Here is a 25,452-nt window from a genome sequence, read left to right on the forward strand (position 1 = left end):
GACATGGCCACAGCGCTATGCTCCGCGACTTCGTATCAGCTGACGCTCCGTCAAGAACATTGGCATTAAAGATGACTGCATGATCGATCGCACTCGCACCGGCGCCCGGTCAGGCCCCCCGCCTGGGACTTCGTGGGCCGGATCACAGCTTCGACGAGGACGTGAAAAACGGCTCGGGCCCCCGGCGCGAACGCCGGGGGCCCAAACCGTTTGCTGTTATCTGTTAACTGTTTCTACTTCGTCAGGTCGGGACCCGACGAGGCGACGGCGGCCGGAGTGTCCGCGACCGCGGACTTCTCCTCTCCGCGGAAGGTGAACTTCGCTTCCTTGCCCTCGCCCTCGACACCGACGACCACGATGTGGCCGGCCCGCAGCTCGCCGAAGAGGATCTTCTCGGAGAGGTGGTCCTCGATCTCGCGCTGGATGGTCCGGCGCAGCGGACGGGCACCCAGGATCGGGTCGTAGCCGCGCTTGGCCAGCAGCCTCTTGGCCTCGACGCTGAGCTCCAGGCCCATGTCCTTGTCCTTGAGCCGCGAGTCCACCTTGTCGACCATCAGGTCGACGATCTGGATGATGTCTTCCTCGGTCAGCTGGTGGAAGACGACGATGTCGTCGACGCGGTTCAGGAACTCGGGGCGGAAGTGCTGCTTGAGCTCCTCGCCGACCTTGGCCTTCATCCGGTCGTACCCGGTCTGGGCGTCACCCGCGGCCGCGAAGCCCAGGTTGAAGCCCTTCGAGATGTCCCGGGTGCCGAGGTTCGTCGTCATGATGATGACGGTGTTCTTGAAGTCGACCACGCGGCCCTGGGAGTCGGTCAGACGACCGTCCTCCAGGATCTGCAGCAGCGAGTTGAAGATGTCCGGGTGGGCCTTCTCCACCTCGTCGAAGAGGACGACGGAGAACGGCTTGCGGCGCACCTTCTCGGTCAGCTGGCCGCCCTCCTCGTAGCCCACGTAGCCGGGGGGCGAACCGAAGAGCCGGGAGACGGTGTGCTTCTCCGAGAACTCGGACATGTCGAGGGAGATCAGCGCGTCCTCGTCACCGAAGAGGAACTCGGCGAGCGTCTTGGACAGCTCGGTCTTACCGACGCCGGACGGGCCGGCGAAGATGAACGAGCCGCCGGGGCGCTTCGGGTCCTTGAGGCCCGCACGGGTGCGCCGGATGGCCTGGGAGAGCGCCTTGATGGCGTCCTTCTGGCCGATGACGCGCTTGTGCAGCTCGTCCTCCATGCGCAGCAGCCGGGAGGACTCCTCCTCCGTCAGCTTGAAGACCGGGATGCCGGTGGCGGTGGCCAGGACCTCGGCGATGAGTTCCTCGTCGACCTCCGCGACGACGTCCATGTCGCCGGCCTTCCACTCCTTCTCGCGCTTGGCCTTGGCCTGGAGGAGCTGCTTCTCGTCGTCGCGCAGGGACGCGGCCTTCTCGAAGTCCTGCGCGTCGATCGCGCTCTCCTTCTCGCGGCGCACGTCGGCGATCTTCTCGTCGAACTCGCGGAGGTCCGGCGGCGCGGTCATCCGGCGGATGCGCATCCGGGAGCCGGCCTCGTCGATCAGGTCGATGGCCTTGTCCGGCAGGAAGCGGTCCGAGATGTACCGGTCGGCCAGGGTGGCGGCGGCGACCAGGGCGGCGTCCGTGATGGAGACCCGGTGGTGGGCCTCGTAGCGGTCGCGCAGACCCTTGAGGATCTCGATGGTGTGCGGCAGCGACGGCTCGGCGACCTGGATCGGCTGGAAGCGGCGCTCCAGCGCGGCGTCCTTCTCCAGGTGCTTGCGGTACTCGTCGAGCGTGGTCGCACCGATGGTCTGCAGCTCGCCGCGGGCCAGCATCGGCTTCAGGATCGAGGCGGCGTCGATGGCGCCCTCGGCGGCACCCGCGCCGACCAGGGTGTGCAGCTCGTCGATGAACAGGATGATGTCCCCGCGGGTGCGGATCTCCTTGAGGACCTTCTTCAGGCGCTCCTCGAAGTCACCGCGGTAGCGGGAGCCGGCGACCAGGGCGCCGAGGTCCAGCGTGTAGAGCTGCTTGTCCTTGAGCGTCTCCGGGACCTCGCCCTTGACGATCGCCTGGGCCAGGCCCTCGACCACGGCGGTCTTGCCGACGCCGGGCTCACCGATCAGGACCGGGTTGTTCTTGGTGCGGCGGGACAGCACCTGCATGACCCGCTCGATCTCCTTCTCGCGCCCGATGACCGGGTCGAGCTTGGCCTCGCGGGCGGCCTGGGTGAGGTTGCGGCCGAACTGGTCCAGGACCAGCGAGGTCGACGGGGTGCCCTCGGCGGGCCCGCCGGCCGTCGCCGACTCCTTGCCACCGCCGGTCTGGTACCCGGAGAGCAGCTGGATGACCTGCTGGCGCACCCGGTTGAGGTCGGCTCCGAGCTTCACCAGGACCTGGGCGGCGACGCCCTCGCCCTCGCGGATCAGGCCGAGCAGGATGTGCTCGGTGCCGATGTAGTTGTGGCCGAGCTGCAGGGCCTCGCGGAGCGACAGCTCCAGGACCTTCTTCGCCCGGGGGGTGAAGGGAATGTGACCGGACGGGGCCTGCTGGCCCTGGCCGATGATCTCCTCGACCTGCTGGCGAACAGCCTCAAGAGAAATCCCGAGGCTCTCCAGGGCCTTAGCGGCGACACCCTCACCCTCGTGGATCAGACCCAGGAGGATGTGCTCGGTGCCGATGTAGTTGTGGTTGAGCATCCGGGCTTCTTCCTGAGCCAGGACGACAACCCGCCGCGCGCGGTCGGTGAACCTCTCGAACATCGTTTATCGCTCCTCAGAGCGGTCGGGCAGTTCGGGGTCCGTCCCCGCCCTGTCCTTCCGCATGCTAGTCCCGCTCAGCGGCGCGGCCCACGGATTCACTCCCTGGTAGGGGAGAGACATGCTGCGCGACCAGCCGACACCAATCCCAACCTCATGTTGGGAGACGGTGTTCCCACAGGTGGGCCGGATGCACCGGATGCCGCTACGCCATCGGCGAACAACCTCTGCCGCAGCGCAGCCGACAAGCGTCCGACCGGTCACGCGTACTGCCCCGGGCGGGGTGACTGACCCCGTCCACCTGCATTCATACCCGGTATCGGGGCGGTTCTCGCGCAGTTTCCGGGGTGGCGGTGTTCGCCTGGCGAGAAGTCGCCCGGTGGTGACGGCGGTTCGGCCTCGGCCGTCGGGTCCGGTACGCCATACCGGTGGTGTCCGCGTGACCGCTTTCGCCCCTACAGCGTTGCACAGGCCGTGATTGTTCCGCCGCCCGTCCCGTCGCCCCGGTCACGGCCCCGGTCACGGCCGTGGTCACGGTCGCGACCGCGGACCGGGTCGGCCCGGGGACGGCGTCCGGGCCGCTGTCCGGGCCGCTGCCCGAACGGGCAGCCCGCCCCACCGTTCACACCGCCGTCCCCGCGCCCGCCGACGGGCGTGCCGGCGGACCGGTCACCGTCCGGGCGTGCGCCGCGGGGCGCGGAGGAATGTCCTCCGCGCCCCGCGCGTGTGCCATGGACGCTTCACGCGACCTCCGGGACCCCGCACCCGTCCGGGCGGCCGGGCGACGCCCGGATCAGGCCGCGTTGGCCTTCTCGTAGGCCTCGCGCACGTTGCTCGGCACGCGGCCGCGGTCGTTGACGTCCAGGCCCTGCTCCTTGGCCCACGCGCGGATCTTCGCGGTGTCCGGGACGCTGCCGGACGGGCGGGGGGCCGAACCGCGGCCCGGACGGCGGGCTGCGGCCAGCCGTCCGCTCTGCTTGCGACCCTTCTCGACGTACGGCGCCAGCAGATCGCGGAGCTTGTCCGCGTTGGCGCTCTTCAGGTCGATCTCGTAGGCAACACCGTCGAGCGCGAACGTGACCGTTTCGTCCGCCGACCCGCCGTCGAGATCGTCTTCAAGAATGACCTGCACCCTCTGTGCCACGGGCTTCCCTTTCCGCTAAACGACCCATTGCCTAAGGAAAGGAAAGCGCCTTTCTCCGGAAAACACAAACCCCTGCCCCGTCCGGGAGCGGCTCACAGGTGCAGCAGCATGCGCGAGTTGCCCAGCGTGTTGGGCTTCACCCGCTCCAGGTCGAGGAACTCCGCGACACCTTCATCGTACGAGCGGAGAAGTTCTTCATAGACATCCGTAGCGATGGCCGCCGGGTCTGTCGTACCATCATCGGTTTCCTGGAGCTCGCCGATCTCGACGAAACCGTGTTTCGCGAAGAACGGAACCTCGAACGTCAGGCAGAAAATCCGACGGACGCCGAGCCAGCGGGCGGTCTGCAGCAGCTTCTCCAGCAGGAGATGTCCGACGCCGTGGCCCCGGCAGGACGGATCGACCGCGAGCGTGCGGACCTCGGCGAGGTCCTCCCACATCACGTGCAGGGCGCCGCACGCCACCACGGCTCCGGTGTCGTCGCGTTCGGCGACCCAGAACTCCTGGACGGATTCGAACAGGGTGACGGTGGGCTTGTCGAGCAGAATGCCGTCGCGCGAGTAGGCATCGATGAGCCCGCGCACTGCCCGCACGTCCGTGGTCCGCGCCCGGCGGATGGTGACCTCCATGGCGGGACGTTATCGTGCCGGCCCCGGTGGGGTCTCCCCGGTATCGGGCCCGGTCTCCGCGGAATCCTGGGCGGCCGGATCGGGCGGGAACAGAGCGGCGACCCGCAACGCGTCGCGGAGAGCCTCGCGTTGCTCCGGTGACATCAGGCCGAAGAAGTGCACCAGGGCGGCGGCAGGATTGTCACCGGTGGCCCAGGCGTCGTTCATGAGAGCGGCGGTGTACGCCTCGCGGGACGAGACCGGTTCATATCGATAGGCCCGTCCCACCCGCTCGCGGCGGAGCCAGCCCTTTCTGTGGAGCTTGTCCAGGACGGTCATCACCGTGGTGTACGCGATTTCGCGTTCGGACCGCAGATCCACGAGAACCTCGCGAACCGTGACCGGTCGGTTCCACTGCCACACCCGGGTCATGATGGCGTTCTCAAGTTCGCCGAGTTGCCGGACCATAGTGCGGCCAGGATAGGGAGTGAATGGGGCAAATCTTGTGAAGTGCCGCCAAACCGGCGCGCCGCCACTCCCGGAATCGGGAATGGCGGCGCGGGTGCCGTGGTGGCCGACGGGCGTCAGTCGACCACGTCCTCCTTGGCCTTCCGGGCTCCGCCCTGGCTGCGGATGATGGCCCGCACCAGGAAGCCGAAGCCGATCGCCATGACCAGCGGTGGGACGATAGCGCTGACGTAGTCCATCAGGTCACTCCTCCTCGGTCTTCTCCGCCGCGGTGGCGGCGGACGCCTTGGGCTCCGGCTTCACCAGCGGGAAGAGCACCGTCTCCCGGATGTTCTTGCCGGTGAGCAGCATGATCAGGCGGTCCACGCCGAGACCGAGACCGCCGGTGGGCGGCATCGCGTACTCCAGGGCCCGCAGGAAGTCCTCGTCGATCTGCATCGCCTCGACGTCGCCGCCGGCCGCGAGCAGGGACTGCGCGGTGAGGCGGGCGCGCTGCTCGACCGGGTCGATCAGCTCGGAGTAGGCGGTGCCGATCTCGGTGCCGAAGATCACCAGGTCCCACTTCTCGGCCACGCCGGGGACCGAGCGGTGCTGACGGGTCAGCGGGGAGACCTCGGTCGGGTAGTCCTTGATGAAGGTCGGCCGGACGGCGTTCTCCTCCAGCAGGCGCTCGACCATCTCCAGCACGATCTGGCCGTGGCCCCACTCCTTCTCGAAGGGGATGCCGTGCTCGGCGGCCAGCTTGCGGAGCTCCTCGACGCCGGTCTCCGGGGTGACCTCGACGCCGAGCCGGGCCGAGATGCCGGGGTAGACGCCGACCTCCTCCCACGGCTCGGCCAGGTCGATCTCGTGCTCGACGCCGTGCGGGTCGAGGCCCCTGATCACCGTGGTGCCCAGGGCGTCCCGGGCGGCGTTGACGATGGTGGCCCGGATCAGCTCGGCCTGGGTGTCGTAGTCGCCGTAGGCCTCGTACGACTCCAGCGAGGTGAACTCGGGGTTGTGGGTGGAGTCGGCGCCCTCGTTGCGGAAGTTGCGGTTGATCTCGAAGACCTTCTCCGCGCCGCCGACGACGAGCCGCTTGAGGTACAGCTCGGGGGCGATCCGCATGAAGAGGTCGATGTCGTACGCGTTGATGTGCGTCTTGAACGGCCGCGCGTTGGCGCCGCCGTGCACCGGCTGCAGCATCGGGGTCTCGACCTCGATGTAGCCGCGCTCCTCGTAGGTGCGGCGGATCGAGCGGACCACCTTGGACCGCAGGTGCAGGATCTCGCGGGCCTCGGGGTTGACGATCAGGTCCACGTACCGCTGGCGGACCCGGGCCTCCGGGTCGGTCAGGCCCTTGTGCTTGTCCGGCAGCGGGCGCAGGCACTTGGCGGTGAGCTCCCAGCGGTCCACCATCACCGACAGCTCGCCGCGGCGGGAGGTGATCACCTCGCCCTCCACGCCGACCTGGTCGCCGAGGTCGATGTCGGCCTTCCACGCGGCCAGCCGCTCCTCGCCCAGCTTGTCCAGGGAGAACATCACCTGGAGGTCGCCGGAGCCGTCGCGCAGGGTGGCGAAGCAGAGCTTGCCGCCGGTGCGGGAGAGGATCACCCGGCCGGTGATGCCGGCCCGCTCGCCGGTCGCGGTGTCCGGGGCGAGGTCCGGGTGCTTGGCCCGGAGGTCGGCGATGGTGCTGGTGCGGGGGAAACCGACCGGGTACGGGTCGATGCCGGCGGCCCGGAGCCGGTCCAGCTTCTCGCGCCGGACGCGCATCTGCTCCGGAAGGTCGTCGGTCGCGGGGATTGGGCTCTGATCGCTCACCCCACCAGGGTAGCCAGCCCCGGCCGGTGCTCCGCCACGGGATTGCCCGCGGCCCGCGGCGGCCGTCCCGGCCGGGGCCCGGGCCGCGGTGCGTCCCCGGGGTGCGGGGCGGGCGGCGGGTGCCGTCCGCCCCGCACCGGGCGGGGTCGCTCAGGTCCGTCGGCGGCCCGGCCGGCGTGCGGCGAGCACCGCCCCGGTGCCGAGCGCCAGTGCGGCGGCGGAGGCCCAGGCCAGCGGGACGGCCGCCGGGCTGCCGGTGTCGGCGAGTTCGCCGCCCGCGGTGACGGTGACGGCGGTGGCCCGGGCGGCGGGCGCCGACGGGGCCGCGGTGACGGCGGGTGCCGCGACCGCCACGACGACGGCCGGCGGGGTGGTCGCGGCGGGCGCGGGCGGGGGAGTGGTCGGTGCCGGTGCCGGGGCGGCCCGCAGGGTGACCTTCACCAGGTTGTCGGCCGGGTTGCGGTCCCACCTCATGAGGGCGCTGGGCAGGCCCTCCTCCAGTTCGCTCCCCATGTTCTGGAGCGAGACCGTGGCCGTCAGCGGGTCGGTGCCCTCGGCCAGCTTCAGGGCCAGCTTGAAGGACGCCTTCGCGCCGTCGGCCATGTAGGAGTCGAACGCCTCGCAGCCGAACCTGTTGAGCGGTTTCTCGGACGGGCGGCCGAGCACGCGGTCCTCCGCCGTGCAGCCCTTCGGGAGGCCGGTGACGGTGGCGCCTGCGGGGAGCTGGACGTCGAGGTGCGGGGTCGCCTCGCCACCGCTGCGGTCGATGATCGAGGCCGGGCCGTCGTTGGCGGCGGTGACGGTCAGGGTGCCCGCGCGGCCGGTGGCGTCGGGGGCCCAGGTGCTGGTGACGCCGAAGTCCGCGTGGCTGTCGGCGCTGACCTCCTGTTCGGTGGAGTTGTCGTTGCGGCCGGGGAAGCCGGCCGGGATGCCCTCGGTACCGGCCTTGACCAGCGTGGCGGGGGCGCCGGTGCCGTGCTTGAACGTCAGCCTCTTGCGCAGTGCGGGCCCGTTGGCGTCCGCCGCGTCCGGGCGGGGCAGGACGGTGAAGCCGGCGAAGGTGTCGTACGCGTCGGCGGCCACGGTGAGGTCGAGGCCCGCCAGCCGGACCGCCTCGTCGGGTGCGATCCCGCCCTCGACGGTGCAGAGGCCGTACGTGACGGGTGCGTACGCGCCGGTGCCCTCGGGGCGGGGCTCGCCCGGGGCGGTGGCGTACTCGCAGTTGGACGGCCAGGCGTCGACCTTCAGGCCGGGGGCCAGGTAGACCTCGACGACCGCGCGGGAGGCGGGGACGCCGCCGCGGTTGGCGAACCGGAGCCCGGGGTCGATGCGGCTGCCGATCGCGGCGCCGGTCTTCGGGGTGAGCTCCTTGGTGCGGAACGCGGCGGTGCCGACCTCGACCGTGAAGTCGGTGCTCGCGGACTCGGCGTCCGGGGCGCTGATGGTGGCGTGGACGGTGCCGCTCGCGCCGGGCCGGACCCCGGGGAGCGCGCTCAGCCACAGGCGGGCGGTGGTGTTGACGTCGTCGCTGTCGAGGTAGCCGACGTCGCAGGTGATCACCTTGGCGGCGGTGGTGCAGCGCTCGCCGGTGGTGAGGGTGGCGACGCCGTCGAGGCCCGAGACGTCCAGGGTGATCCTGGTGCCCAGGACCGGCCCGGTGCCGGTCCTGCCGATCCGCAGGTCGACGTTGTCGCCGAGCTGGGGCCGGGGGGTGGTGGGCTCGACGGGGATCTGGACGGGGCTCCCCACCCTGATCCTGAGTGCGTGGTCCGCGGCGTGGGCCGGAGCGGCCAGTGTGCCGACGGAGAGGGCGGCGACCGCGGTCGCCGCGGCCGCGCCGAGCGCTCGGCGCGTGCGGGTCGAGTTCACGGGGATCCTCTTGGTGGTGCGGGTGTCCCCGAGACCCTATGGACGCCCGTGGCCTCGTCAATCCGGGTGATCGGTCATCAATTCGTACAGGACGGGATCGATCCGGCGGCACGTCTCGTGAAGGTTATGAAGTCGTGACCGCGAGATCCTGACGGAACGGCGACATTGTCGACACATGGATCGGGGGAGGCCGCCGGAGCGGCCTCCCCCGGTGTCCGGGCGGCGGGCGGTCAGCCGGTGCCGGTCGCGAGTTCCAGGTCCTCCGGCGCGGGCGGCGGCGCGGCGTGGTCCGGGTGGGCCGGGGGCTTGGGACGGCGGCCGAACAGCTCGGCCGGGGTGGGCAGCCGGTGCGGCCGGGGCGCCTGCTGGCCCTGGGGGCTCGGCTGGGGGCCCTTGCGGGCGGCGGCGGGCTGCTCGGCGGCGGGCTCGGTGCTGCTCATCGGGATCCGTCCTCCAACAGGGGTGGGGAGAATGCTCGGGGGTGCGGCGGGGCTCGGTACGGCGACGAGGTGGCGCTGGCCGGTGGTGAGGGCGAGCCGTTCGCGGACGGCGGCCTCCGCCAGCGCGTGGCAGCGCCCGGCCAGCCGCGAGCGGCGGGACCGTTCGTTCTGCCCGCACGGTTGGCGGGTCAGCCCGCGGAGCGCGGTGAGGTCCTCCGGCCCGGGGAGGTACCCGTCGGTCACCGCCTCCTCCAGCCGTTCCAGGTAGCCGCCGGCACTGCCGGGCAGGGCCGCCCGGTAGCGGCCGAGATCGGCGAGGAGGAAGGCGCGCAGTCGGCCGCCCTCCTGGACCGCCTCGTCGATCGCCTCGGTCAGGCGCAGCGCGTCCTGGACGTCCTCCGTCCACAGCTCGGCGCCCGCGCCGGTGAACGGCGACCGGTCGTGGCCCTGGAGGTGGACGGGGACGGAGGGGTGCAGGGCTTGGGCGAGGGCGCGGCGCAGCACGCGGACTTCGTCGGCGCTGAAGGCCATGCCGCCGCGCGATCCGTGTGGCGTAGGCATGGGTTGACACTACGTGAGGAATATCCGATTTGTCGGTAGCGTCGCGCCGATCCCCCACGTTTGGCCCGTGCCGGCCCCCGGAACGGCCCGCGGTGCCCGTGGGCTCCCCGGCGGGGGAGCCCACGGACGCCGGGTCAGGCCGGGCGGTTGCGTTCGAAGACCAGCCGGAGGCCGATGAGGGTGAGCCAGGGCTCGTGGACGTCGATCGAGCCGGCCTCGCCGAGGACGAGCGGGGCCAGGCCGCCGGTGGCGATCACCTGGACGTCGTCCGGGTCCTTGGAGAGCTCGCGCGCCATCCGGTCGACCAGGCCGTCGACCTGGCCGGCGAAGCCGTAGAGGATGCCGGACTGCATGCCCTCGACGGTGTTCTTGCCGATGACGTTGCGCGGCCGGGTCAGCTCGATCTTGCGCAGCAGCGCGCCGCGGTTGCCGAGCGCCTCGACGGAGATCTCGATGCCGGGGGCGATCGCGCCGCCGACGTAGTCGCCGCGGGCGTTGACCGCGTCGAAGGTGGTGGCGGTGCCGAAGTCGACCACGATGCACGGGCCGCCGTAGAGGTGGTTGGCGGCCAGCGCGTTGACGATCCGGTCGGCGCCGACCTCCTTGGGGTTGTCCATCAGGACGTGCACCCCCGTCTTCACCCCCGGCTCCACGATCACCGCGGGGACGTCGCCGTAGTACCGGCGCGTCACCTCGCGGAACTCGTGGAGCACGGAGGGGACGGAGGAGCAGATCGCCAGGCCCTCGACCGTCGCGTCCGCGATCGCGGTGTGCGAGCCCATCAGGCCGTGCAGCAGCACCGCCAGCTCGTCGGCCGTGCGGCGCGGATCGGTGGAGATCCGCCAGGTCTCGACCACTTCCTCGCCGTTGAACAGGCCGAGGGTGGTCTGGGTGTTGCCGACGTCGATGGTGAGCAGCATGGGGTGCTTTCTTCGTCGAGGGTCAGCGGACGGGCGGATCAGGTGCCGAGCAGATCCTGAGCGCTCAGATCCCGAGCGGGCGGATCACGAGCGGGCGGATCACGAGCGGGCAGGGCGCGAGCGGGCGGATCAGGCGCGCAGGTCCAGGCCGATGTCCAGGATCGGCGAGGAGTGGGTGAGCGCCCCCACCGCCAGGTAGTCGACACCAGTCTCCGCGACCTCGCGCGCGCCGGCCAGGGTCAGTCCGCCGGACGCCTCCAGCTTCGCCCGGCCGGCCACCAGCGCGACGGCCTCGGTCAGTTGCGGGACGGTGAAGTTGTCCAGCAGGACCAGGTCCGCCCCGGCGTCCAGGACCGGCGGGATCTGCTCCAGGGTGTCGACCTCGACCTCGACCGGCAGGTCGGGGTAGGCGGCCCGGACGGCGCGGAAGGCCTCGGCCACGCCGCCGGCCGCGACCACGTGGTTGTCCTTGACGAGGGCCGCGTCGGAGAGGGCCATCCGGTGGTTGGCACCGCCGCCGCAGCGGACCGCGAACTTCTCCAGCGCCCGCAGGCCCGGGGTGGTCTTGCGGGTGTCGCGGACCACGGCGCCGGTGCCCTCCAGGGCGTCCGACCAGGCCCGGGTGGCGGTCGCGATCCCGGACAGGTGGCAGAGCAGGTTGAGCGCGCTGCGCTCGGCGGTCAGCAGGTCCCGTGTGCGGGAGCGGACCGAGAGCAGCACCTGGCCGGCCTCGACCCGGTCGCCGTCCTGGACGTGCCGCTCGACCTCGAACTCCTCCTCGCAGACCAGCGAGACGACGGCCTCGGCGATCCGCAGACCGGCCACCACACCGGCCTGGCGGGCGGTGAAGTCGGCGGTCGCGACGGCGTCGGCCGGCACGGTGGCCACCGAGGTGACGTCCTCGCCGCCGGCCAGGTCCTCGGCCAGTGCGAGGGTGGCGATGTCCTCGACCTCGACCGGGTCCAGGCCGGCCTCCTCCAGCAGCTCGGCGAGCTGCGGGTCCAGGCCGGTCTCGTAGCCCTCGCCGTCCCCGCAGGCGCAGCCGTCGCCGCAGCCGTCGGCCATCGGGAGTTCCTCGTGCGTGTGGGTCGCGTCGGTCATGGTGTTACTGCTCCTCGGGGGTGCTGACAAGGTCGCCTTCGGCGGTGAGGGTGGTGATCAGGTGGCGTCGCCACCGCGCGTCGTCCCGGTCCGGGAAGTCCTCGCGCCAGTGGCAGCCGCGGGTCTCCGCCCGCTGGGTGGCGGCGGTGGTCAGCGCGCTGGCGACCAGGAGCAGGTTGGCGGCCTCCCAGGTCTCCACCCGGGGGTCGGCCGGCTTCTCCTCGGCGACGTGCGTGAGCGCCTGCTCGGCCAGCCGGGTCAGCCCGGCCGCGGTGGCGGCCATCGACGCGGCCGAGCGCAGCACGCCCGCGCCGCGCGACATCAGCCGCTGGATCTCGGCCCGGGCCTCGGGCGCGGGCAGCGGCACAGTGCGGGCGGCACGGGCCGCGGCCACGTCCACCGACCGCTCGGACAGCTCGCCGGCCGCGTGCCGGGCGGCCAGGTCGGCGGCGATCGCCTCGGCGAAGACCAGGCCCTCCAGCAGCGAGTTGGAGGCCAGCCGGTTGGCGCCGTGCACCCCGGTGCACGCCACCTCGCCGCAGGCGTACAGGCCGGGGACGGTGGTCCGGCCGTGCCCGTCGGTGCGGATGCCGCCGGAGGCGTAGTGCGCGGCCGGGGCGACCGGGATCGGCTCGGTGACCGGGTCGATGCCGTGCGACCGGCAGGACGCCAGGATGGTCGGGAACCGCTGCTCCCACATCTCGGCGCCGAAGTGCCGCCCGTCGAGGTACATGTGGTCGGCGCCGTGGAGCTGCATCTGCCGGGTGATGGCCTTGGCGACGATGTCGCGCGGGGCCAGCTCGGCCAGTTCGTGCTGCCCGACCATGAAGCGGGTGCCGGTCCCGTCGACCAGGTGGGCGCCCTCGCCGCGGACCGCCTCGGAGACCAGCGGCTGCTGGCCCTCGGCGTCCGGGCCGAGCCACAGCACGGTCGGGTGGAACTGGACGAACTCCAGGTCGGTGACCTCGGCGCCGGCCCGCAGGGCGAGTGCGACGCCGTCGCCGGTGGAGACCGCGGGGTTGGTGGTGGCCGAGAAGACCTGGCCCATGCCGCCGGTGGCGAGCACCACCGCGCGGGCCCGGACGGCGCCGACGCCGTCCCGCTGGCCCTCGCCCATCACGTGCAGGGTGAGGCCGGCGGCGTGGCCGTCGGCGTCGGTGAGCAGGTCGAGGACGAGGGCGTGCTCGATCAGCTCGACGCCCGGGTCGGTCCGTACGGCGGTGACCAGGGCGCGCGATATCTCGGCTCCGGTGGCGTCACCGCCCGCGTGGGCGATCCGGCGCCGGTGGTGGCCGCCCTCGCGGGTGAGCAGGATCTCGCCGTCCTCGCCCCGGTCGAACGCGGCGCCGACCGCGATCAGCCGGCGGACCGCGTCCGGGCCCTCGGTGACCAGGGTGCGGACGGTGTCCTCGTCGCAGAGGCCGGCGCCGGCCACCAGGGTGTCGTCCAGGTGCTGCTCGGGGGTGTCCCCCTCGCCGAGGGCGGCGGCTATGCCGCCCTGGGCCCAGCGGGTGGAGCCGTCGTCCAGCATCGCCTTGGTGACCACCAGGGCCCGCAGGCCGGCCTTGCGGACGTTGAGGGCGACGGTGAGCCCGGCCACGCCGGAGCCGACCACCACGACGTCGGTCGTGGTGGTCCAGCCGGGTGCGGGGGCGGCGAGGCGGTGCGTGACGGACATGGCTTCAGTGGCTCCTTCAGCGCGCGGTCGGGGCCGCACTGTTGCCGTCACCGTACGCTCCCCCCACCGCCGTCGGGGCCGCCACCCGGTCACCGCGGACCAGCCCGGTGCCCTCCGCGGCCTCGGCCGGATCGCCGCCCAGACCGGTGACCCGGTTGCGGTCGTCGACGAAGACGACCTTGGGGAGGTAGCCCTTGGCCTCGGCGGTGTCCATCTGCCCGTAGGCGATGAGGATGACCAGGTCACCGGGGTGGACCAGGCGGGCGGCGGCGCCGTTGATGCCGATCACGCCGGAGCCGCGCGGACCGGCGATGGTGTAGGTCTCCAGCCGGGCGCCGTTGTTGATGTCGACGATGTGGACCAGCTCGCCCGGGAGCAGGTCGGCCGCGTCGAGCAGGTCCTCGTCCACCGTGACCGAGCCGACGTAGTGCAGGTCGGCCTGGGTCACGGTGGCCCGGTGGATCTTGGACTTGAGCATGGTGCGGAGCATGTGGTCACGCCTCCTGTGAGTGCATGCCTGAGGGATGTGCAGCTGCCGGACGATTCTGCGCGATGGTCGCCGATCCGCCCAGAGCCGGGGCCGTGCGGGTTCGTCAGCGGCAGATGACGTGGACGTTGTCGATCAGACGGGTCGCGCCCACCGTCGCGGCGACGGCCAGCACCGCCTCGCCCTGGAAGTCGTCCGGCGCCTCGGTGAAGGAGAGCGGGTCGACCAGGGCGAGGTAGTCGAGGGTGATGCCGTCGGCGGCTTCGAGGGCGGCCGAGGCGGCCTCGCGCGCGGCCTTCGGGCCCTGGGCGGCGACGTCCCGCCCGGCGAACAGCGCCCTGGAGAGGGCGAGCGCGTGCGCGCGCTCCTCGGCGGAGAGGAAGCGGTTGCGGGAGGACAGCGCCAGGCCGTCCTCCTCGCGGACGGTCGGCACGCCGACCACCTCGACGTCGAAGTCCAGGTCGGCCACCATCCGGCGGACGATCGCCAGCTGCTGGGCGTCCTTCTCGCCGAAGAAGGCGAAGTCCGGGTCGGTGATGTGCAGCAGCTTGGCGACGACGGTCAGCATCCCGTCGAAGTGGCCGGGCCGGGTGGCGCCCTCGTACCGCTCGCCCATCGGGCCGGCGGCCACCCGCACCTGGGGCTCGCCGTTCGGGTAGACCTCGTCGACGGACGGCGCGAAGACCACGTCGGCGCCGCTCTCCTCGGCCAGCTTCACGTCCTCGTCCAGGGTGCGCGGGTAGCGCTCCAGGTCCTCGCCGGCGCCGAACTGCAGCGGGTTGACGAAGACCGTGACGGCGACCCGGCCGTCCCGGCCGACCTGCCGGCGGGCGGCGCGGATCAGCGCGGCGTGGCCCTCGTGCAGGGCGCCCATGGTCATCACGACCGCGTTGTCCACCGGCTGCTCGTCCGGCCAGAACGCGGCCTCGAAGTCGTCGACGGTGTGCGTGACCACGGCCCGGTGGACCTTGGGGGCGCGCTGGACCTTGCCCGGCTGCTTGCCGCGTGCCATTACTGGTTCTCCTCGTTCAGTACGTCCAGCAGCGATGCCGCCGACGCTTCGTCGATCGTCCCGTGCGCGAGTGCCCGCTGGGCGGTGGCGCGGGCCATCGCCCGGTAGGCGGCCGGGATGTCCGGGGACACCGTACTGAGCTGCGCCAGGTGGCGCCGCACGGTGCCGGTGTCGCCCCGGGCGACCGGGCCGGTGATGGCCGCGTCGCCGGAGCGCAGGGAGTTGTCGAGCGCGGCGCCGAGCAGTGGGCCGAGCATCCGGCCGGGCTCGGCGACGCCGGCCGCGCGCAGCAGTTCGAGCGCCTGCGCGACCAGGGTGACCAGGTGGTTGGCGCCGTGCGCGAGGGCCGTGTGGTAGAGCGGGCGGACGTCCTCCGGCACCCACTCGGGCTCGCCGCCCATCTCGACCACCAGCGCCTCGGCGACCGGGCGCAGCTCCTCGGGGGCGGTCACCCCGAACGGGCAGCCGGCCAGCCGGGCCAGGTCGACCGAGGTGCCGGTGAAGGTCATCGCGGGGTGCAGCGCGAGCGGCAGCGCACCGGCCCGGGTGGCCTGCTCCAGCACGGCCACGCCGTGCGCGCCCGAGGTGTGCACCAGCAGCTGGCCGGGGCGGACGGAGCCGGTCGCGGCGAGGCCGGCCACCAGGTCGGCCAGCGCGTCGTCGGGGACGGTCAGCAGGACGAGGTCGGCGGCGGCCAGCACCTGCGGCGGGGAGACGATCCGCACGCCGGGCAGCAGCGCCTCGGCGCGGCGCCGGGAGGCGGCCGAGACCCCGGACGCGGCGACCACCCGGTGGCCGGCGAGCTGCAGGGCGGCGCCGAGGGCGGGGCCGACCCGGCCGGTGCCGACCACGCCGACGGCCAGGCGGGCGGGCCGGTTGCCGGGGTCGGCCGGGTCGCCGAAGCCGTCGGCGAGGGGTGGGAACGCGGCGAATTCGTCGGGGTAGGCGCTGTCGGACGTGCTCACGGCTCGGCCCTGGTCCTCACTCTCCGTTCCGGTCCTCCTCGGGTACCGGACGTACCGGCCCATTCTACGGGCGCGGGGCGGTCCCGGTCGGGGCGGGTCGGGAGGGTCGTGCCGGGCCGGGCGGGTCGGGGGCGGCCCGGGGCGGTCCGGCGGCCGGTCGGGGGGACGGCCCCGGGGCGGGCCGGGGAGCGGGTCGGGAGCGCGGGGACCGGCGGGTCAGTCCGTGGCGCCGGCCCGGATCAGGCCCGCCTCGTACGCGAGGACGACCGCCTGCACCCGGTCCCGCAGGCCCAGCTTGGCCAGGATCCGGCCGACGTGGGTCTTCACGGTGGCCTCCGAGAGGACCAGCCGGGCGGCGATCTCCCCGTTCGAGAGACCCTGCGCGACGAGCAGGAACACCTCGCGCTCGCGCTCGGTGAGCGGCCCCAGGGTGTCCCGGCCGGGCCCGCTCTGCGGGGTCGGCAGCACCTCGGCGAACCGGTCGATCATGCGGCGGGTGGTGGTCGGGGCGACCACCGCGTCCCCGCCGTGCACCGCGCGGATCGCGGCCACCAGCTCGGTCGGCGGCACGTCCTTGAGCAGGAAGCCGCTGGCGCCGGCCTTGAGGGCGGCGAAGGCGTACTCGTCGAGGTCGAAGGTGGTGAGGATGAGCACGTGGGGGGCGTCGGGCAGCGGGCTGCCGTCCTCCGCCAGGCAGATCCTGCGGGTGGCCTGCACGCCGTCCAGCCTCGGCATCCGGACGTCCATGAGGATCACGTCGACCGAGGTGTGCCGGAGCTTGTCCAGGGCCTGGACGCCGTCCCCGGCCTCGGAGACGATCTCGATGTCGCCCTGCGACTGCAGGATCATCCGGAATCCGGTGCGCAGCAGCTCCTGGTCGTCGACCAGCATCACGCGGATGGTCAAGGTGGCTCCTAGTTCCTCGATGAGGGGCGACGGGGTGGTGACGTCGGGCGGGGTCAGTGGGCCGTCTTGAGCGGCAGGACGGCGCGGATCCGGAACCCGCCGCCGGGGCGGGGCCCGACGTCGAGGCTGCCACTGACCATGCCGACCCGCTCGCGCATGCCGATCAGGCCGTGGCCCTGGCCGTCGGTACCGCCGGAGGCCAGCTGCTCGTCGGTGGAGCCGCGGCCGTCGTCCTCGATCAGGACGGCCAGCTCGCGCTCCCCGAAGTCGACCGCGACCCGGGCGTGCACGTCCGGACCGCCGTGCTTGCGGACGTTGGTCAGCGCCTCCTGGACGATCCGGTAGACGGTCAGCTCCACGCCGCGGGGCAGCTCGCGCGGCGATCCCGAGGTGGCGAAGTCCACCTGGAGGCCGGCCGTGCGGCACTGGTCCAGCAGGTCGGGCAGTTCCTCGACACCCGGCTGCGGCACGTACTCCTCGGCGTTGGTGTCGGAGGTGCGCAGCACGCCGAGCAGCCGGCGCATCTCGACCAGGGCCTGGCGGCCGGTGGAGGCGATCGTCCCCAGCGCCTCCCTGGCCTGCTGCGGGGAGTTCTCCAGCACGTAGGCGGCGCCGTCGGCCTGCACGATCATCACCGAGACGTTGTGCGCGACCACGTCGTGCAGCTCACGGGCGATCCGGGCGCGCTCGGCCGCCACCGCCACCTTGGACTGGGCGTCGCGTTCGCGCTCCAGCCGGGCCGCGCGGTCCTCCAGCTCGACCAGGTAGGCGCGCCGGACCCGGGTGAGCCGGCCCCACGCCCAGCACAGGACGAACGGCGTGGTCATGAGCGCCGAGATGAACAGCGACTCGGGGATCGAGTAGGACTGGTGGTGGGCGTCGCCGAGGTCGTCGACCGTGGTCTTCATCGGGTGCAGCTGCCAGAACACCAGCGGGCCGGCCAGCAGCCCGGCGGTCAGGGCCGTCCGGGACGTCCAGGGCCGCCCGAAGGCGGCGCCGGTGTAGGCGAACACCAGGTAGGCGATGCTGGAGACCGCCGGGTTGACGTCGAGCGCCACCTGGGTCAGGCCGATCGCGGTGGCGGCGGCCACCGTGGCGTTCGGCCAGCGGCGGCGGATCACCATCAGCATCGGCAGGACGAGGGCGATGGCGAAGTGGACGCCGAACCGCCAGCCGTCGTTGCCGCTCCCGTTCTCCGGCAGGATGCCGAGGAAGAGCACCAACGCGGCCCAGGCGGAGTCGACCACCATGGGGTGACGGCGGAGCCAGGCGTTGAGTCGATGCACGACTCAAGCGTAGGCAGTCGCGGAGCGTGTCCAGGTCCGCCGGGAGGGCGATCCCTCCTACTCCCTAGGTCGGAGAGCCCGCAGTGCCGATGCCGTACTGGTCGGGAGGGTACGGACCGGTTGTGTAGCGTCCCGGCGCATGAGCTGGATGCGGTGGGTGACCGCGATGGAACACGCCCTGTACGACCCCGACGGAGGGTTCTACCGCAGGCCGGAGGGCCCCGCCGGGCACTTCCGCACCTCGGTGCACGCCTCGCCGCTGTTCGCCGGGGCGGTGGCCCGGCTGCTCCTGGAGGTCGACGCGGCCCTCGGCCGTCCGGAGGAGCTGGCCTTCGTGGACGTCGGGGCCGGGCGGGGCGAACTGGTCGCCGGTGTCCTCGCCGCGCTGCCGGACACCGGCCCGGACGCGGTCCGTGACCGGCTGCGGCCGTACGCGGTGGAGCTCGCCGACCGTCCGGCCGCCCCTCCGTCCACAGGGCTGTGGACGGAGCGGGCCTGGGCGGACGTCGTCTGGACGGACCGGGTGCCACGCGGTGTCACCGGTCTGCTGTTCGCCAACGAGTGGCTCGACAACGTCCCCCTGGACACCGGCGAGGCCGACGAGGACGGGGTGCTGCGCTACGTCGAGGTGGAGACCGCGACGGGCGGGGAGCGGCTCGGCGACCCGGTCTCCGCGGCGGACGCGGCCTGGGCCGCCCGCTGGTGGCCGGCGGAACGCCCCGGGGACGTGGTGGAGTTCGGCGGCCCCCGGGACGCGGCCTGGGCGCACGCGGTCGCCGGGCTGGACCGCGGGCTGGCCGTCGCCGTCGACTACGCGCACACCGCCGGCCGCCGCCCGCCGCTGACCACCCGCACCGGCTTCCGGGCCGGCCGCGAGGTGCTCCCCGTGCCGGACGGCTCCTGCGACGTCACCGCGCACGTCGCACTGGACGCCGCCGCCGTGCCCGGTCTCCACAGCCTGTGGACGACGCAGCGGGACGCGCTCCGGGCACTCGGCGTCAGCGGGGCCCGGCCCCCGCTCGCCCTGGCCTCCACCGACCCGGTCGCCTACCTCCGGGCGCTCGGCGGCGCGGGCGAGGGCGCCGAGCTGACCGACCCCGGCGGCCTCGGTGCGTTCGGCTGGCTCTCGCAGACCGTCCGCATGCCGGTACCGCGGAGCCTGGGGCCGCTGCCGGGATGGCAGACTCTGACCCCATGAGGGAGACCACGGTCGGCATCGGGGCGGGAGCCGAGAACTTCACGGGCGAGGCGGGCACCACCGACATGGTGCTCAACATCGGCCCGCAGCACCCGGCGACCCACGGCGTGCTGCGCCTGAAGCTGGTGCTGGACGGCGAGCGCATCGTCACCGCCGAGCCGGTCATCGGCTACATGCACCGCGGCGCGGAGAAGCTCTTCGAGGCCCGGGACTACCGGCAGATCATCATGCTGGCCAACCGGCACGACTGGCTCTCCGCCTTCTCCAACGAGCTGGGCGTGGTGCTCGGCGTCGAGCGGATGCTCGGCATGGAGGTGCCCGAGCGCGCGGTCTGGATCCGCACCCTGCTCGCCGAGCTCAACCGCGTCCTCAACCACCTGATGTTCCTCGGCTCCTACCCGCTGGAACTCGGCGGCATCACGCCGATCTTCCACGCCTTCACCGGCCGCGAGGACCTCCAGCACGTGCTGGAGGAGGCCTCCGGCGGGCGCATGCACTACATGTTCAACCGGGTCGGCGGGCTCAAGGAGGACCTGCCGGCCGGCTGGCTCGGCCGGGTCCGGACCGCCGTCGCCGTCGTCCGCTCCCAGCTGCCGGTCTTCGAGGACCTGGTGCTGGGCAACGAGATCTTCCGCGCCCGGACCGCCGGCGTCGGCGTGCTCACCCGGGCCCAGGCCCAGGCGTACGGGGTCAGCGGACCGATCGCCCGGGCCAGCGGCCTCGATCTGGACCTGCGCCGCGACGAGCCCTACCTCGCCTACGGCTCCGAGGAGCTGCGGCAGGTCCTGACCGTGGTCACCCGCGAGGAGGGCGACTGCCTGGCCCGCTTCGAGTGCCTGCTGGAGCAGACCGTCAACGCGCTGGCCCTCGCCGACGCCTGCCTCGACAAGCTGGCGCAGCTGCCGCCCGGCCCGGTCAACCTGCGGCTGCCCAAGGTGCTCAAGGCCCCCGAGGGCAGCACCTACGCCTGGACGGAGAACCCGCTCGGGGTCAACGGCTACTACCTCGTCTCGCGCGGCGACAAGACGCCGTGGCGGATGAAGCTGCGCTCGGCCTCGTTCAACAACATCCAGGCGCTGACGGAGCTGCTGCCCGGCACGCTGGTCGCCGACATGGTGGCGATCCTGGGGTCGATGTTCTTCGTGGTCGGGGACATCGACAAGTAACGGTCCCCGCAGGCGAGCACCCGCCCGGGAGCACCCGGCGTCGGCCCGCGCGGACGGCCGTCCCGGGGCTGCGGCCGGGGGCTCCCGGGGTGCTACTTCTTCGCCTTCTTCACCGGGTCGGCCGGGTGCGGGGCCACCTTGCGGTCGCCCTTGGTCGCGATCCGCTGCTCGCAGAGGCCGGCCAGCACCTCGTACGCGGCCTTGCCCATCAGCTCGGTGAGCTCGGGGCGGTAGCTGACGAACACCGGGTCGGACCCCTGGTGCGCCTCCGGGCTGCCGGTGCACCACCAGTGCAGGTCGTGGCCGCCCGGACCCCAGCCGCGCCGGTCGTACTCGCCGATGGTGACCTGGAGGTAGCGGGTGTCGTCCGGGCGGTCGATCCAGTCGTAGGTGCGGCGGACCGGCAGCTGCCAGCAGACGTCCGGCTTGGTCTCCAGCGGTTCGAGGCCCTCCTTGAGCGCCAGGGTGTGCAGCGCGCAGCCGGCGCCGCCGGGGAACCCGGGGCTGTTGAGGAAGAGGCAGGCGCCGTTGATCCGGCGGGTCTGCCGGTCGCCGTCCTCGTCGAACATGGTGATGCCGCCGTCGAGCCTGATCCGGCCCTTGGCGTCGGTGCCGTGCTCGAAGTTCTCCCAGATCTCCGGGGTCAGCCGGGTCGCGTGGCCGGCGACGCGCTTCTCGTCGTCCTTGTCCGAGTAGTGCGCGCCCAGGGTGCAGCAGCCGTCGGACTCGCCGCGGCCCTCGCGGATCCCGTGGCAGCCCTTGCCGAAGATGCACGACCAGCGCGACGTCAGCCAGGTCAGGTCGCAGCGGAAGACCTGCTCCTCGTCGTCCGGGTCGGAGAACTCGACCCAGGCGCGCGGGAAGTCCAGCGCGACCTCGGGGCGGAGCCGGTCGCCGGGCCCGGCACCGGGCTCGGAGCCGAGGTCGGAGCGGAGGGTCGGCATCGCGAGGTCGACGGTCGTCGGACCGCCGGCCTTGGGCTTGGTCTTCTTCTTGGAGGTCTCTGCTGCTGCCACCCGGCAAGGGTAGAGCCTTCCCGGAGGTCCGGACCGTCTGCGGCCGGGGCGTCCACGGTGGTGTCACCGGCCGGTGACCGGGCGGGTGGATCCCCGGACGCGGTCACCCGGTGATCGTCCGCGCCGACCGGACCGTGCGGTGGCGGGCGGGTGCGGTCGCCCGGGTGGCGTCGGCGCATCGTCACGGTGCGGCATGCTGGCTCCCTGCCGGCCGGCCGGCGACCACCGGACCGCGAGCAGTAGAGCAGTAGAGCAGTAGAGCAGTAGAGCAGTAGAGCCACGGAGCAGCAGAGCAACTGGAGCCCCGAGTCGTGACCACCCCGCCCCGCCCCGCCAGGACGGCCCTGCGCACCGCCCTCCCCGCCCTCGCGCTGGTCGCCGCCGCCGTCCCCGGTTGCGCCGCCACGGCGGCCCGCACCTCCGAGCCCGCCACCGGCCTGCGGGCCCAGCCGGCCGCCGTCGCCCAGCCGGCCGCCGTCGCCCGGACCGGCTGCGGCGCACCCCTGGTGATCGGTCACCGGGGCGCGCCGCTCGACGCCCCCGAGAACACGATGGCCTCCTTCGAGGCGGCCCTCCGCCAGGGCGCCGACTGGCTGGAGACCGACGTCCGGACCACCCGGGACGGCGTGCCGGTGCTCATGCACGACTCCGCGGTGGACCGCACCACCGACGGCGAGGGCGCGGTCGCGGACCTGACCGCCGCTCAGCTCGCGGGACTGCGGGTGACCACCGGACCCGGCCCGGCCGTGCCGGTGCCGACCCTGGAGGAGCTGCTCCGGCGGCTCTCCGGCGGCGGCGTCACCCTGCTGATGGAGATCAAGTGGCAGCGTGCCGAGGACGTCGAGCGGATCGCCCGGCTGGCGGCCGACAGCGGGGCGCCGGTCCACCTGTACTCGTTCTCCGCCGAGCACCTGCGGCAGGCCCACGCCGTCGCGCCCGAGCTGCCGGTGGTACTGATCCAGGGCGCAGGGCTCGCCGACGACCCGGCGGGCCTCCCGCTGCACGGCATCGCCCTGGACCGCACGCTCGCCACCGCCGACCGGATCGCCGCCGAGCGCCGGAGCGGCCGCGAGGTGTACGTCTGGGTCCTGGACGACGAGGAGGCCTGGCGGTCGGCGGCCGGGCGGGGCGCCGACGGGCTGATCACGGACGCCCCCGGCCGGGCCCGCGCCTGGGCCGACACCCGCTGGCGTACCGGCCACCGGGCGGAACACACCGGCTGATCGGCCCGCGGCCGACCCGTCCCGGCCCGTCCCCCGCACCCTTCCGACCGTACTCGTCGGACCAGCACGAATACCGGCGCAGCCGGTCTCCACAGCCCCCGAATCGCGTAGCGTGGAGCGCTATGCGACTCGGTGTTCTCGACGTAGGTTCCAACACGGTCCACTTCCTCGTGGTGGACGCCCATCCGGGCGCCGCTCCGGTGCCCGCCTACTCCCACAAGGCCGAGCTGAGGCTCGCCGAACTCCTCGACGAGCAGGGCGCGATCAGCGAGCCCGGCGTGGACAAGCTGGTCGGCATGGTCGCCTCCTCGCTGCGGGTCGCCGAGGACAAGGGCGTCGTCGACATACTGCCGTTCGCCACCTCCGCCGTCCGCGAGGCCGTCAACGGCGAGGAGGTGCTGCGCAGGGTCGCCCAGGAGACCGGGGTCGAACTGCGGGTGCTCTCCGGCCAGGACGAGGCCCGGCTCACCTTCCTCGCCGTCCGGCGCTGGTTCGGCTGGTCCTCCGGCCGGCTGCTCAACCTCGACATCGGCGGGGGCTCGCTGGAGATCGCCTGCGGCCTCGACGAGCAGCCGGACGTGGCCTGCTCGCTGCCGCTCGGCGCCGGCCGGCTGACCGCCCGCTGGCTGCCCGGCGACGTCGCCGACCCGGAGGAGCTGCGGGAGCTCAGACGCCACATCCGGGCCGAGATCGCGACCGTGGTCGGCGAGATCTCCCGGCTCGGCACCCCCGACCACGCCGTCGCCACCTCCAAGACCTTCAAGCAGCTCGCCCGGATGACCGGCGCCGCCCCGGCCGACGCGGGCCCGTACACGGACCGTCGGCTCACCCGCAGCAACCTCTCCGCCTGGCTGCCCCGGCTCTCCGCGATGACCGTCACCGAGCGGGCACACATCCCGGGGGTCTCCGAGGGCCGCGCCAAGCAGCTGCTGGCCGGCGCCCTGGTCGCGGACGCCGCGATGGACCTGTTCGGTCTGGACGAACTGGACGTCTGTCCCTGGGCGCTGCGCGAGGGGATCATCCTGCGCCGCCTGGACGCCATGGACGGTTCCGCCGACCGCCGTCGGCCCGTCCTCACCCCCTGACGGGCCGTTCCCGTCCCCGAACTGCCGGTTCCCCCGCCCGGACGGCCCGGCGCGTGGCCCGCCCGCGCGCCCTCCGACCGGCTCCCCGTTCCGGGCGCGGGACGCTTACGCTGTCTCCCGTGGCGCATCCAGCGGGCGAGGACGGTACGCGGGAGGGCCGCGCTCCCGAGGACGGGCAGCCGCGGCCGGACGCCGCGCGCCGGGCCCGCCGCCCGTCCGGCCCGGCTCCGAACGCCGGCGCGGGCCCTGCGGGCACGACCTCGGACACGACTCCGGACCCGGACGCGCCGCGGTCCGCGGACACCGCCGACCCGGACACCGCGCCCGTGCGCTCCCGCAAGCTGGGCAAGGCGGTGAAGGGCGTCCGGGCGGCCAGGGAGGCCGCCGGCGGGGTCGCCGAGAAGGCGGCCCGGAAGGCGTCGAAGCAGTCGGCGGGCCGGACGGCCGGACGCACCGCCCGCCGGACCGCCGAGCCCGCGGCCGGGCCCGGCCCGGAGGCCGCGGAGGCGCCCGCGGCGCGGGCGGCCAAGCTCGGGGCGAAACCCGCGGCCAGGTCGACGGCCAGGCAGAAAGCCGGACGGAAGGCCGAACCGGCTACCGAGCCGACGACCGAACCGACGACCGAACCGGCGGCCGGGGAGGACACCGGGCGGAAAGCCGGGCGGAAGGCCGAACCGACGGCCCGGCGCAGCGCCGGAAGGGCCCGGACGGAGAGGTCCGCGGCCAAGGGCGCCGCGAAGGGCGCCGCGAAGGGCGCCCCCGCCACCGAAGCCGCCGCACCGGCGCAGCCCGCCCGCGGCACCCGCACCGCCCGGGCCGCCGGCGCCGCCAAGGCCGCCGTCCAGTCGGTGAAGTCGGTCAAGGCCGCCCGGCAGGCCGCCGCCCGCCCGCCGCTGCTCCGCACCACCGACCGCCTGGTCCTGCCCGCCCACCCGGCCCTGCACATCCCGGACACCAAGGTCGCCCTCTCCACCGCCTCGGTCTATCCGGCCAACACCGCCATCGCCTTCGAACTGGCCGCGAAGCTCGGCTACGACGGCGTCGAGGTGATGGTCTGGAACGACCCGGTCAGCCAGGACATCGAGGCGCTGCGCCGGCTCTCCGACGTGCACGGCGTGCCGATCCTCGCCGTGCACGCGCCGTGCCTGCTGATCACCCAGCGGGTCTGGACCACCGACCCGTGGACCAAGCTGGTCCGGGCCCGGGCGGCTGCCGAGAAGCTCGGTGCGAGCGCGGTCGTCGTCCACCCGCCGTTCCGCTGGCAGCGGCAGTACGCCCGGGAGTTCGTCGAGGGCATCGACCGGATGGCGGGGGAGACGGACGTCCGGTTCGCCGTCGAGAACATGTACCCGTGGCGGTACCGCGACCGCGAGGTGCTGGCGTACGCGCCCGGCTGGGACGTCACCGACGAGGACTACCGGCACTTCACCATCGACCTGTCGCACGCCGCGACCTCCCGGATCGACGCGCTCGCGATGGTCGAGCGGATGGGCGACCGGCTCGCCCACATCCACCTCGCGGACGGCTCCGGCTCCGGCAAGGACGAGCACCTGATCCCGGGCCGGGGCAAGCAGCCCTGCGCCGAGCTGCTCGAACACCTCGCCCGGACCGGTTTCGACGGTCACGTGGTGCTGGAGGTCAACACCCGGCGGTCCGCGTCGCCCGCCGAACGGGAGGCCGATCTCGCCGAGGCGCTGGCGTTCACCCGCCTGCACCTGGCCACCTCCGCACGCGTACGCTGAGCGTACGAACGGACTTGTGCAGGG

Annotated in this window: 21 protein-coding genes and 1 pseudogene; 5 read left to right on the forward strand and 17 right to left on the reverse strand. The window is 73.2% G+C overall.

From position 1 onward, the window contains the following. Window positions 1–233: 233 nt before the first annotated feature. The 16 genes and pseudogenes from PUR56_RS30975 to PUR56_RS31050 form a co-directional block, all read right to left on the reverse strand. The gene (locus PUR56_RS30975) at window positions 234–2,753 is read right to left on the reverse strand and encodes an ATP-dependent Clp protease ATP-binding subunit (RefSeq protein ID WP_329885570.1); all 2,520 of its coding nucleotides are present in this window, start codon (window positions 2,751–2,753) and stop codon (window positions 234–236) included. A 790-nt stretch (window positions 2,754–3,543) separates the two neighbouring features. Then, window positions 3,544–3,894, reverse strand: a complete 351-nt coding sequence (locus tag PUR56_RS30980) for a histone-like nucleoid-structuring protein Lsr2 (protein ID WP_329885569.1) — start codon at window positions 3,892–3,894, stop codon at window positions 3,544–3,546. A 92-nt stretch (window positions 3,895–3,986) separates the two neighbouring features. Further along, window positions 3,987–4,523, reverse strand: coding sequence for an amino-acid N-acetyltransferase (locus PUR56_RS30985; RefSeq protein WP_329885568.1), 537 nt, complete (start codon window positions 4,521–4,523; stop codon window positions 3,987–3,989). Window positions 4,524–4,532: 9 nt separating this feature from the next. Beyond that, a complete protein-coding gene (locus PUR56_RS30990; RefSeq protein ID WP_329885567.1) occupies window positions 4,533–4,970 on the reverse strand; it encodes a BlaI/MecI/CopY family transcriptional regulator in 438 nt (145 codons plus the stop codon). 116 nt (window positions 4,971–5,086) lie between these two features. Continuing rightward, window positions 5,087–5,209 carry a hypothetical protein gene (locus PUR56_RS30995; protein ID WP_329885566.1) on the reverse strand — a complete coding sequence of 41 codons (123 nt, stop codon included), beginning with the start codon at window positions 5,207–5,209 and terminating at the stop codon, window positions 5,087–5,089. 4 nt (window positions 5,210–5,213) lie between these two features. Then, window positions 5,214–6,758, reverse strand: a pseudogene (gene lysX, locus PUR56_RS31000) (bifunctional lysylphosphatidylglycerol synthetase/lysine--tRNA ligase LysX); the annotation flags it as partial. A gap of 165 nt (window positions 6,759–6,923) precedes the next feature. After that, the gene (locus tag PUR56_RS31005; RefSeq protein WP_329951412.1) at window positions 6,924–8,642 is read right to left on the reverse strand and encodes a hypothetical protein; all 1,719 of its coding nucleotides are present in this window, start codon (window positions 8,640–8,642) and stop codon (window positions 6,924–6,926) included. Between the two features lie 230 nt (window positions 8,643–8,872). Continuing rightward, window positions 8,873–9,643, reverse strand: coding sequence for a hypothetical protein (locus PUR56_RS31010; protein WP_329951413.1), 771 nt, complete (start codon window positions 9,641–9,643; stop codon window positions 8,873–8,875). A 134-nt stretch (window positions 9,644–9,777) separates the two neighbouring features. Continuing rightward, window positions 9,778–10,563: a type III pantothenate kinase gene (locus PUR56_RS31015; protein ID WP_329885562.1), complete on the reverse strand. Its 786-nt coding sequence runs from the start codon at window positions 10,561–10,563 to the stop codon at window positions 9,778–9,780. Window positions 10,564–10,692: 129 nt separating this feature from the next. Continuing rightward, window positions 10,693–11,664, reverse strand: a complete 972-nt coding sequence (gene nadC, locus PUR56_RS31020) for a carboxylating nicotinate-nucleotide diphosphorylase (RefSeq protein WP_329885561.1) — start codon at window positions 11,662–11,664, stop codon at window positions 10,693–10,695. Window positions 11,665–11,668: 4 nt separating this feature from the next. Next, entirely contained in the window at window positions 11,669–13,342 is a 1,674-nt protein-coding gene (locus tag PUR56_RS31025; protein ID WP_329885560.1) for an L-aspartate oxidase, read from the reverse strand. 16 nt (window positions 13,343–13,358) lie between these two features. Further along, the gene (panD, locus tag PUR56_RS31030) at window positions 13,359–13,832 is read right to left on the reverse strand and encodes an aspartate 1-decarboxylase (RefSeq protein WP_329885559.1); all 474 of its coding nucleotides are present in this window, start codon (window positions 13,830–13,832) and stop codon (window positions 13,359–13,361) included. A gap of 103 nt (window positions 13,833–13,935) precedes the next feature. Then, window positions 13,936–14,841 carry a pantoate--beta-alanine ligase gene (gene panC, locus PUR56_RS31035; RefSeq protein ID WP_329885558.1) on the reverse strand — a complete coding sequence of 302 codons (906 nt, stop codon included), beginning with the start codon at window positions 14,839–14,841 and terminating at the stop codon, window positions 13,936–13,938. Then, window positions 14,841–15,806, reverse strand: coding sequence for a Rossmann-like and DUF2520 domain-containing protein (locus PUR56_RS31040; RefSeq protein ID WP_380359974.1), 966 nt, complete (start codon window positions 15,804–15,806; stop codon window positions 14,841–14,843). Before PUR56_RS31040 ends, panC begins: the two co-directional genes overlap by 1 nt. A gap of 216 nt (window positions 15,807–16,022) precedes the next feature. Then, window positions 16,023–16,712: a response regulator transcription factor gene (locus PUR56_RS31045; RefSeq protein ID WP_329885557.1), complete on the reverse strand. Its 690-nt coding sequence runs from the start codon at window positions 16,710–16,712 to the stop codon at window positions 16,023–16,025. A 53-nt stretch (window positions 16,713–16,765) separates the two neighbouring features. Continuing rightward, window positions 16,766–17,998: a sensor histidine kinase gene (locus tag PUR56_RS31050; protein WP_329951414.1), complete on the reverse strand. Its 1,233-nt coding sequence runs from the start codon at window positions 17,996–17,998 to the stop codon at window positions 16,766–16,768. A 139-nt stretch (window positions 17,999–18,137) separates the two neighbouring features. Here PUR56_RS31050 and PUR56_RS31055 point away from each other — a divergent pair, with 139 nt between their 5' ends. Beyond that, the gene (locus PUR56_RS31055; protein WP_329885555.1) at window positions 18,138–19,196 is read left to right on the forward strand and encodes an SAM-dependent methyltransferase; all 1,059 of its coding nucleotides are present in this window, start codon (window positions 18,138–18,140) and stop codon (window positions 19,194–19,196) included. Then, the gene (locus PUR56_RS31060; protein ID WP_329885554.1) at window positions 19,193–20,362 is read left to right on the forward strand and encodes an NADH-quinone oxidoreductase subunit D; all 1,170 of its coding nucleotides are present in this window, start codon (window positions 19,193–19,195) and stop codon (window positions 20,360–20,362) included. The genes PUR56_RS31055 and PUR56_RS31060 overlap by 4 nt, the downstream gene beginning before the upstream one ends. A gap of 92 nt (window positions 20,363–20,454) precedes the next feature. Here PUR56_RS31060 and PUR56_RS31065 read toward each other — a convergent pair whose 3' ends face one another. Next, window positions 20,455–21,378, reverse strand: a complete 924-nt coding sequence (locus tag PUR56_RS31065) for a hypothetical protein (RefSeq protein WP_329951415.1) — start codon at window positions 21,376–21,378, stop codon at window positions 20,455–20,457. 311 nt (window positions 21,379–21,689) lie between these two features. On the opposite strand from PUR56_RS31065, the gene PUR56_RS31070 reads away from it, so the two are divergent. From PUR56_RS31070 to PUR56_RS31080, 3 genes are all read left to right on the forward strand, one after another. Further along, entirely contained in the window at window positions 21,690–22,601 is a 912-nt protein-coding gene (locus tag PUR56_RS31070) for a glycerophosphodiester phosphodiesterase (protein ID WP_329951416.1), read from the forward strand. A 122-nt stretch (window positions 22,602–22,723) separates the two neighbouring features. Further along, window positions 22,724–23,686, forward strand: coding sequence for a Ppx/GppA phosphatase family protein (locus tag PUR56_RS31075; RefSeq protein WP_329951417.1), 963 nt, complete (start codon window positions 22,724–22,726; stop codon window positions 23,684–23,686). A 914-nt stretch (window positions 23,687–24,600) separates the two neighbouring features. After that, entirely contained in the window at window positions 24,601–25,428 is an 828-nt protein-coding gene (locus PUR56_RS31080) for a sugar phosphate isomerase/epimerase family protein (RefSeq protein ID WP_329951437.1), read from the forward strand. Window positions 25,429–25,452 lie beyond the last annotated feature (24 nt).

The organism is Streptomyces sp. BE303, assembly GCF_036290945.1.
Lineage (GTDB): Bacteria > Actinomycetota > Actinomycetes > Streptomycetales > Streptomycetaceae > Kitasatospora.

What these genes read in the sequence shown, in the direction of transcription:
- PUR56_RS31010 (WP_329951413.1), bottom strand. Translation starts at nt 9,643, where the DNA reads ATGCCTACGCCACACGGATCGCGCGGCGGCATGGCCTTCAGCGCCGAC.
- PUR56_RS30995 (WP_329885566.1), bottom strand. Translation starts at nt 5,209, where the DNA reads ATGGACTACGTCAGCGCTATCGTCCCACCGCTGGTCATGGCGATCGGC.
- PUR56_RS30990 (WP_329885567.1), bottom strand. Translation starts at nt 4,970, where the DNA reads ATGGTCCGGCAACTCGGCGAACTTGAGAACGCCATCATGACCCGGGTG.
- PUR56_RS30975 (WP_329885570.1), bottom strand. Translation starts at nt 2,753, where the DNA reads ATGTTCGAGAGGTTCACCGACCGCGCGCGGCGGGTTGTCGTCCTGGCT.
- panC (WP_329885558.1), bottom strand. Translation starts at nt 14,841, where the DNA reads ATGGCACGCGGCAAGCAGCCGGGCAAGGTCCAGCGCGCCCCCAAGGTC.
- PUR56_RS30985 (WP_329885568.1), bottom strand. Translation starts at nt 4,523, where the DNA reads ATGGAGGTCACCATCCGCCGGGCGCGGACCACGGACGTGCGGGCAGTG.
- nadC (WP_329885561.1), bottom strand. Translation starts at nt 11,664, where the DNA reads ATGACCGACGCGACCCACACGCACGAGGAACTCCCGATGGCCGACGGC.
- PUR56_RS31060 (WP_329885554.1), top strand. Translation starts at nt 19,193, where the DNA reads ATGAGGGAGACCACGGTCGGCATCGGGGCGGGAGCCGAGAACTTCACG.
- PUR56_RS31055 (WP_329885555.1), top strand. Translation starts at nt 18,138, where the DNA reads ATGAGCTGGATGCGGTGGGTGACCGCGATGGAACACGCCCTGTACGAC.
- PUR56_RS31025 (WP_329885560.1), bottom strand. Translation starts at nt 13,342, where the DNA reads ATGTCCGTCACGCACCGCCTCGCCGCCCCCGCACCCGGCTGGACCACC.
- PUR56_RS31015 (WP_329885562.1), bottom strand. Translation starts at nt 10,563, where the DNA reads ATGCTGCTCACCATCGACGTCGGCAACACCCAGACCACCCTCGGCCTG.
- panD (WP_329885559.1), bottom strand. Translation starts at nt 13,832, where the DNA reads ATGCTCCGCACCATGCTCAAGTCCAAGATCCACCGGGCCACCGTGACC.
- PUR56_RS31075 (WP_329951417.1), top strand. Translation starts at nt 22,724, where the DNA reads ATGCGACTCGGTGTTCTCGACGTAGGTTCCAACACGGTCCACTTCCTC.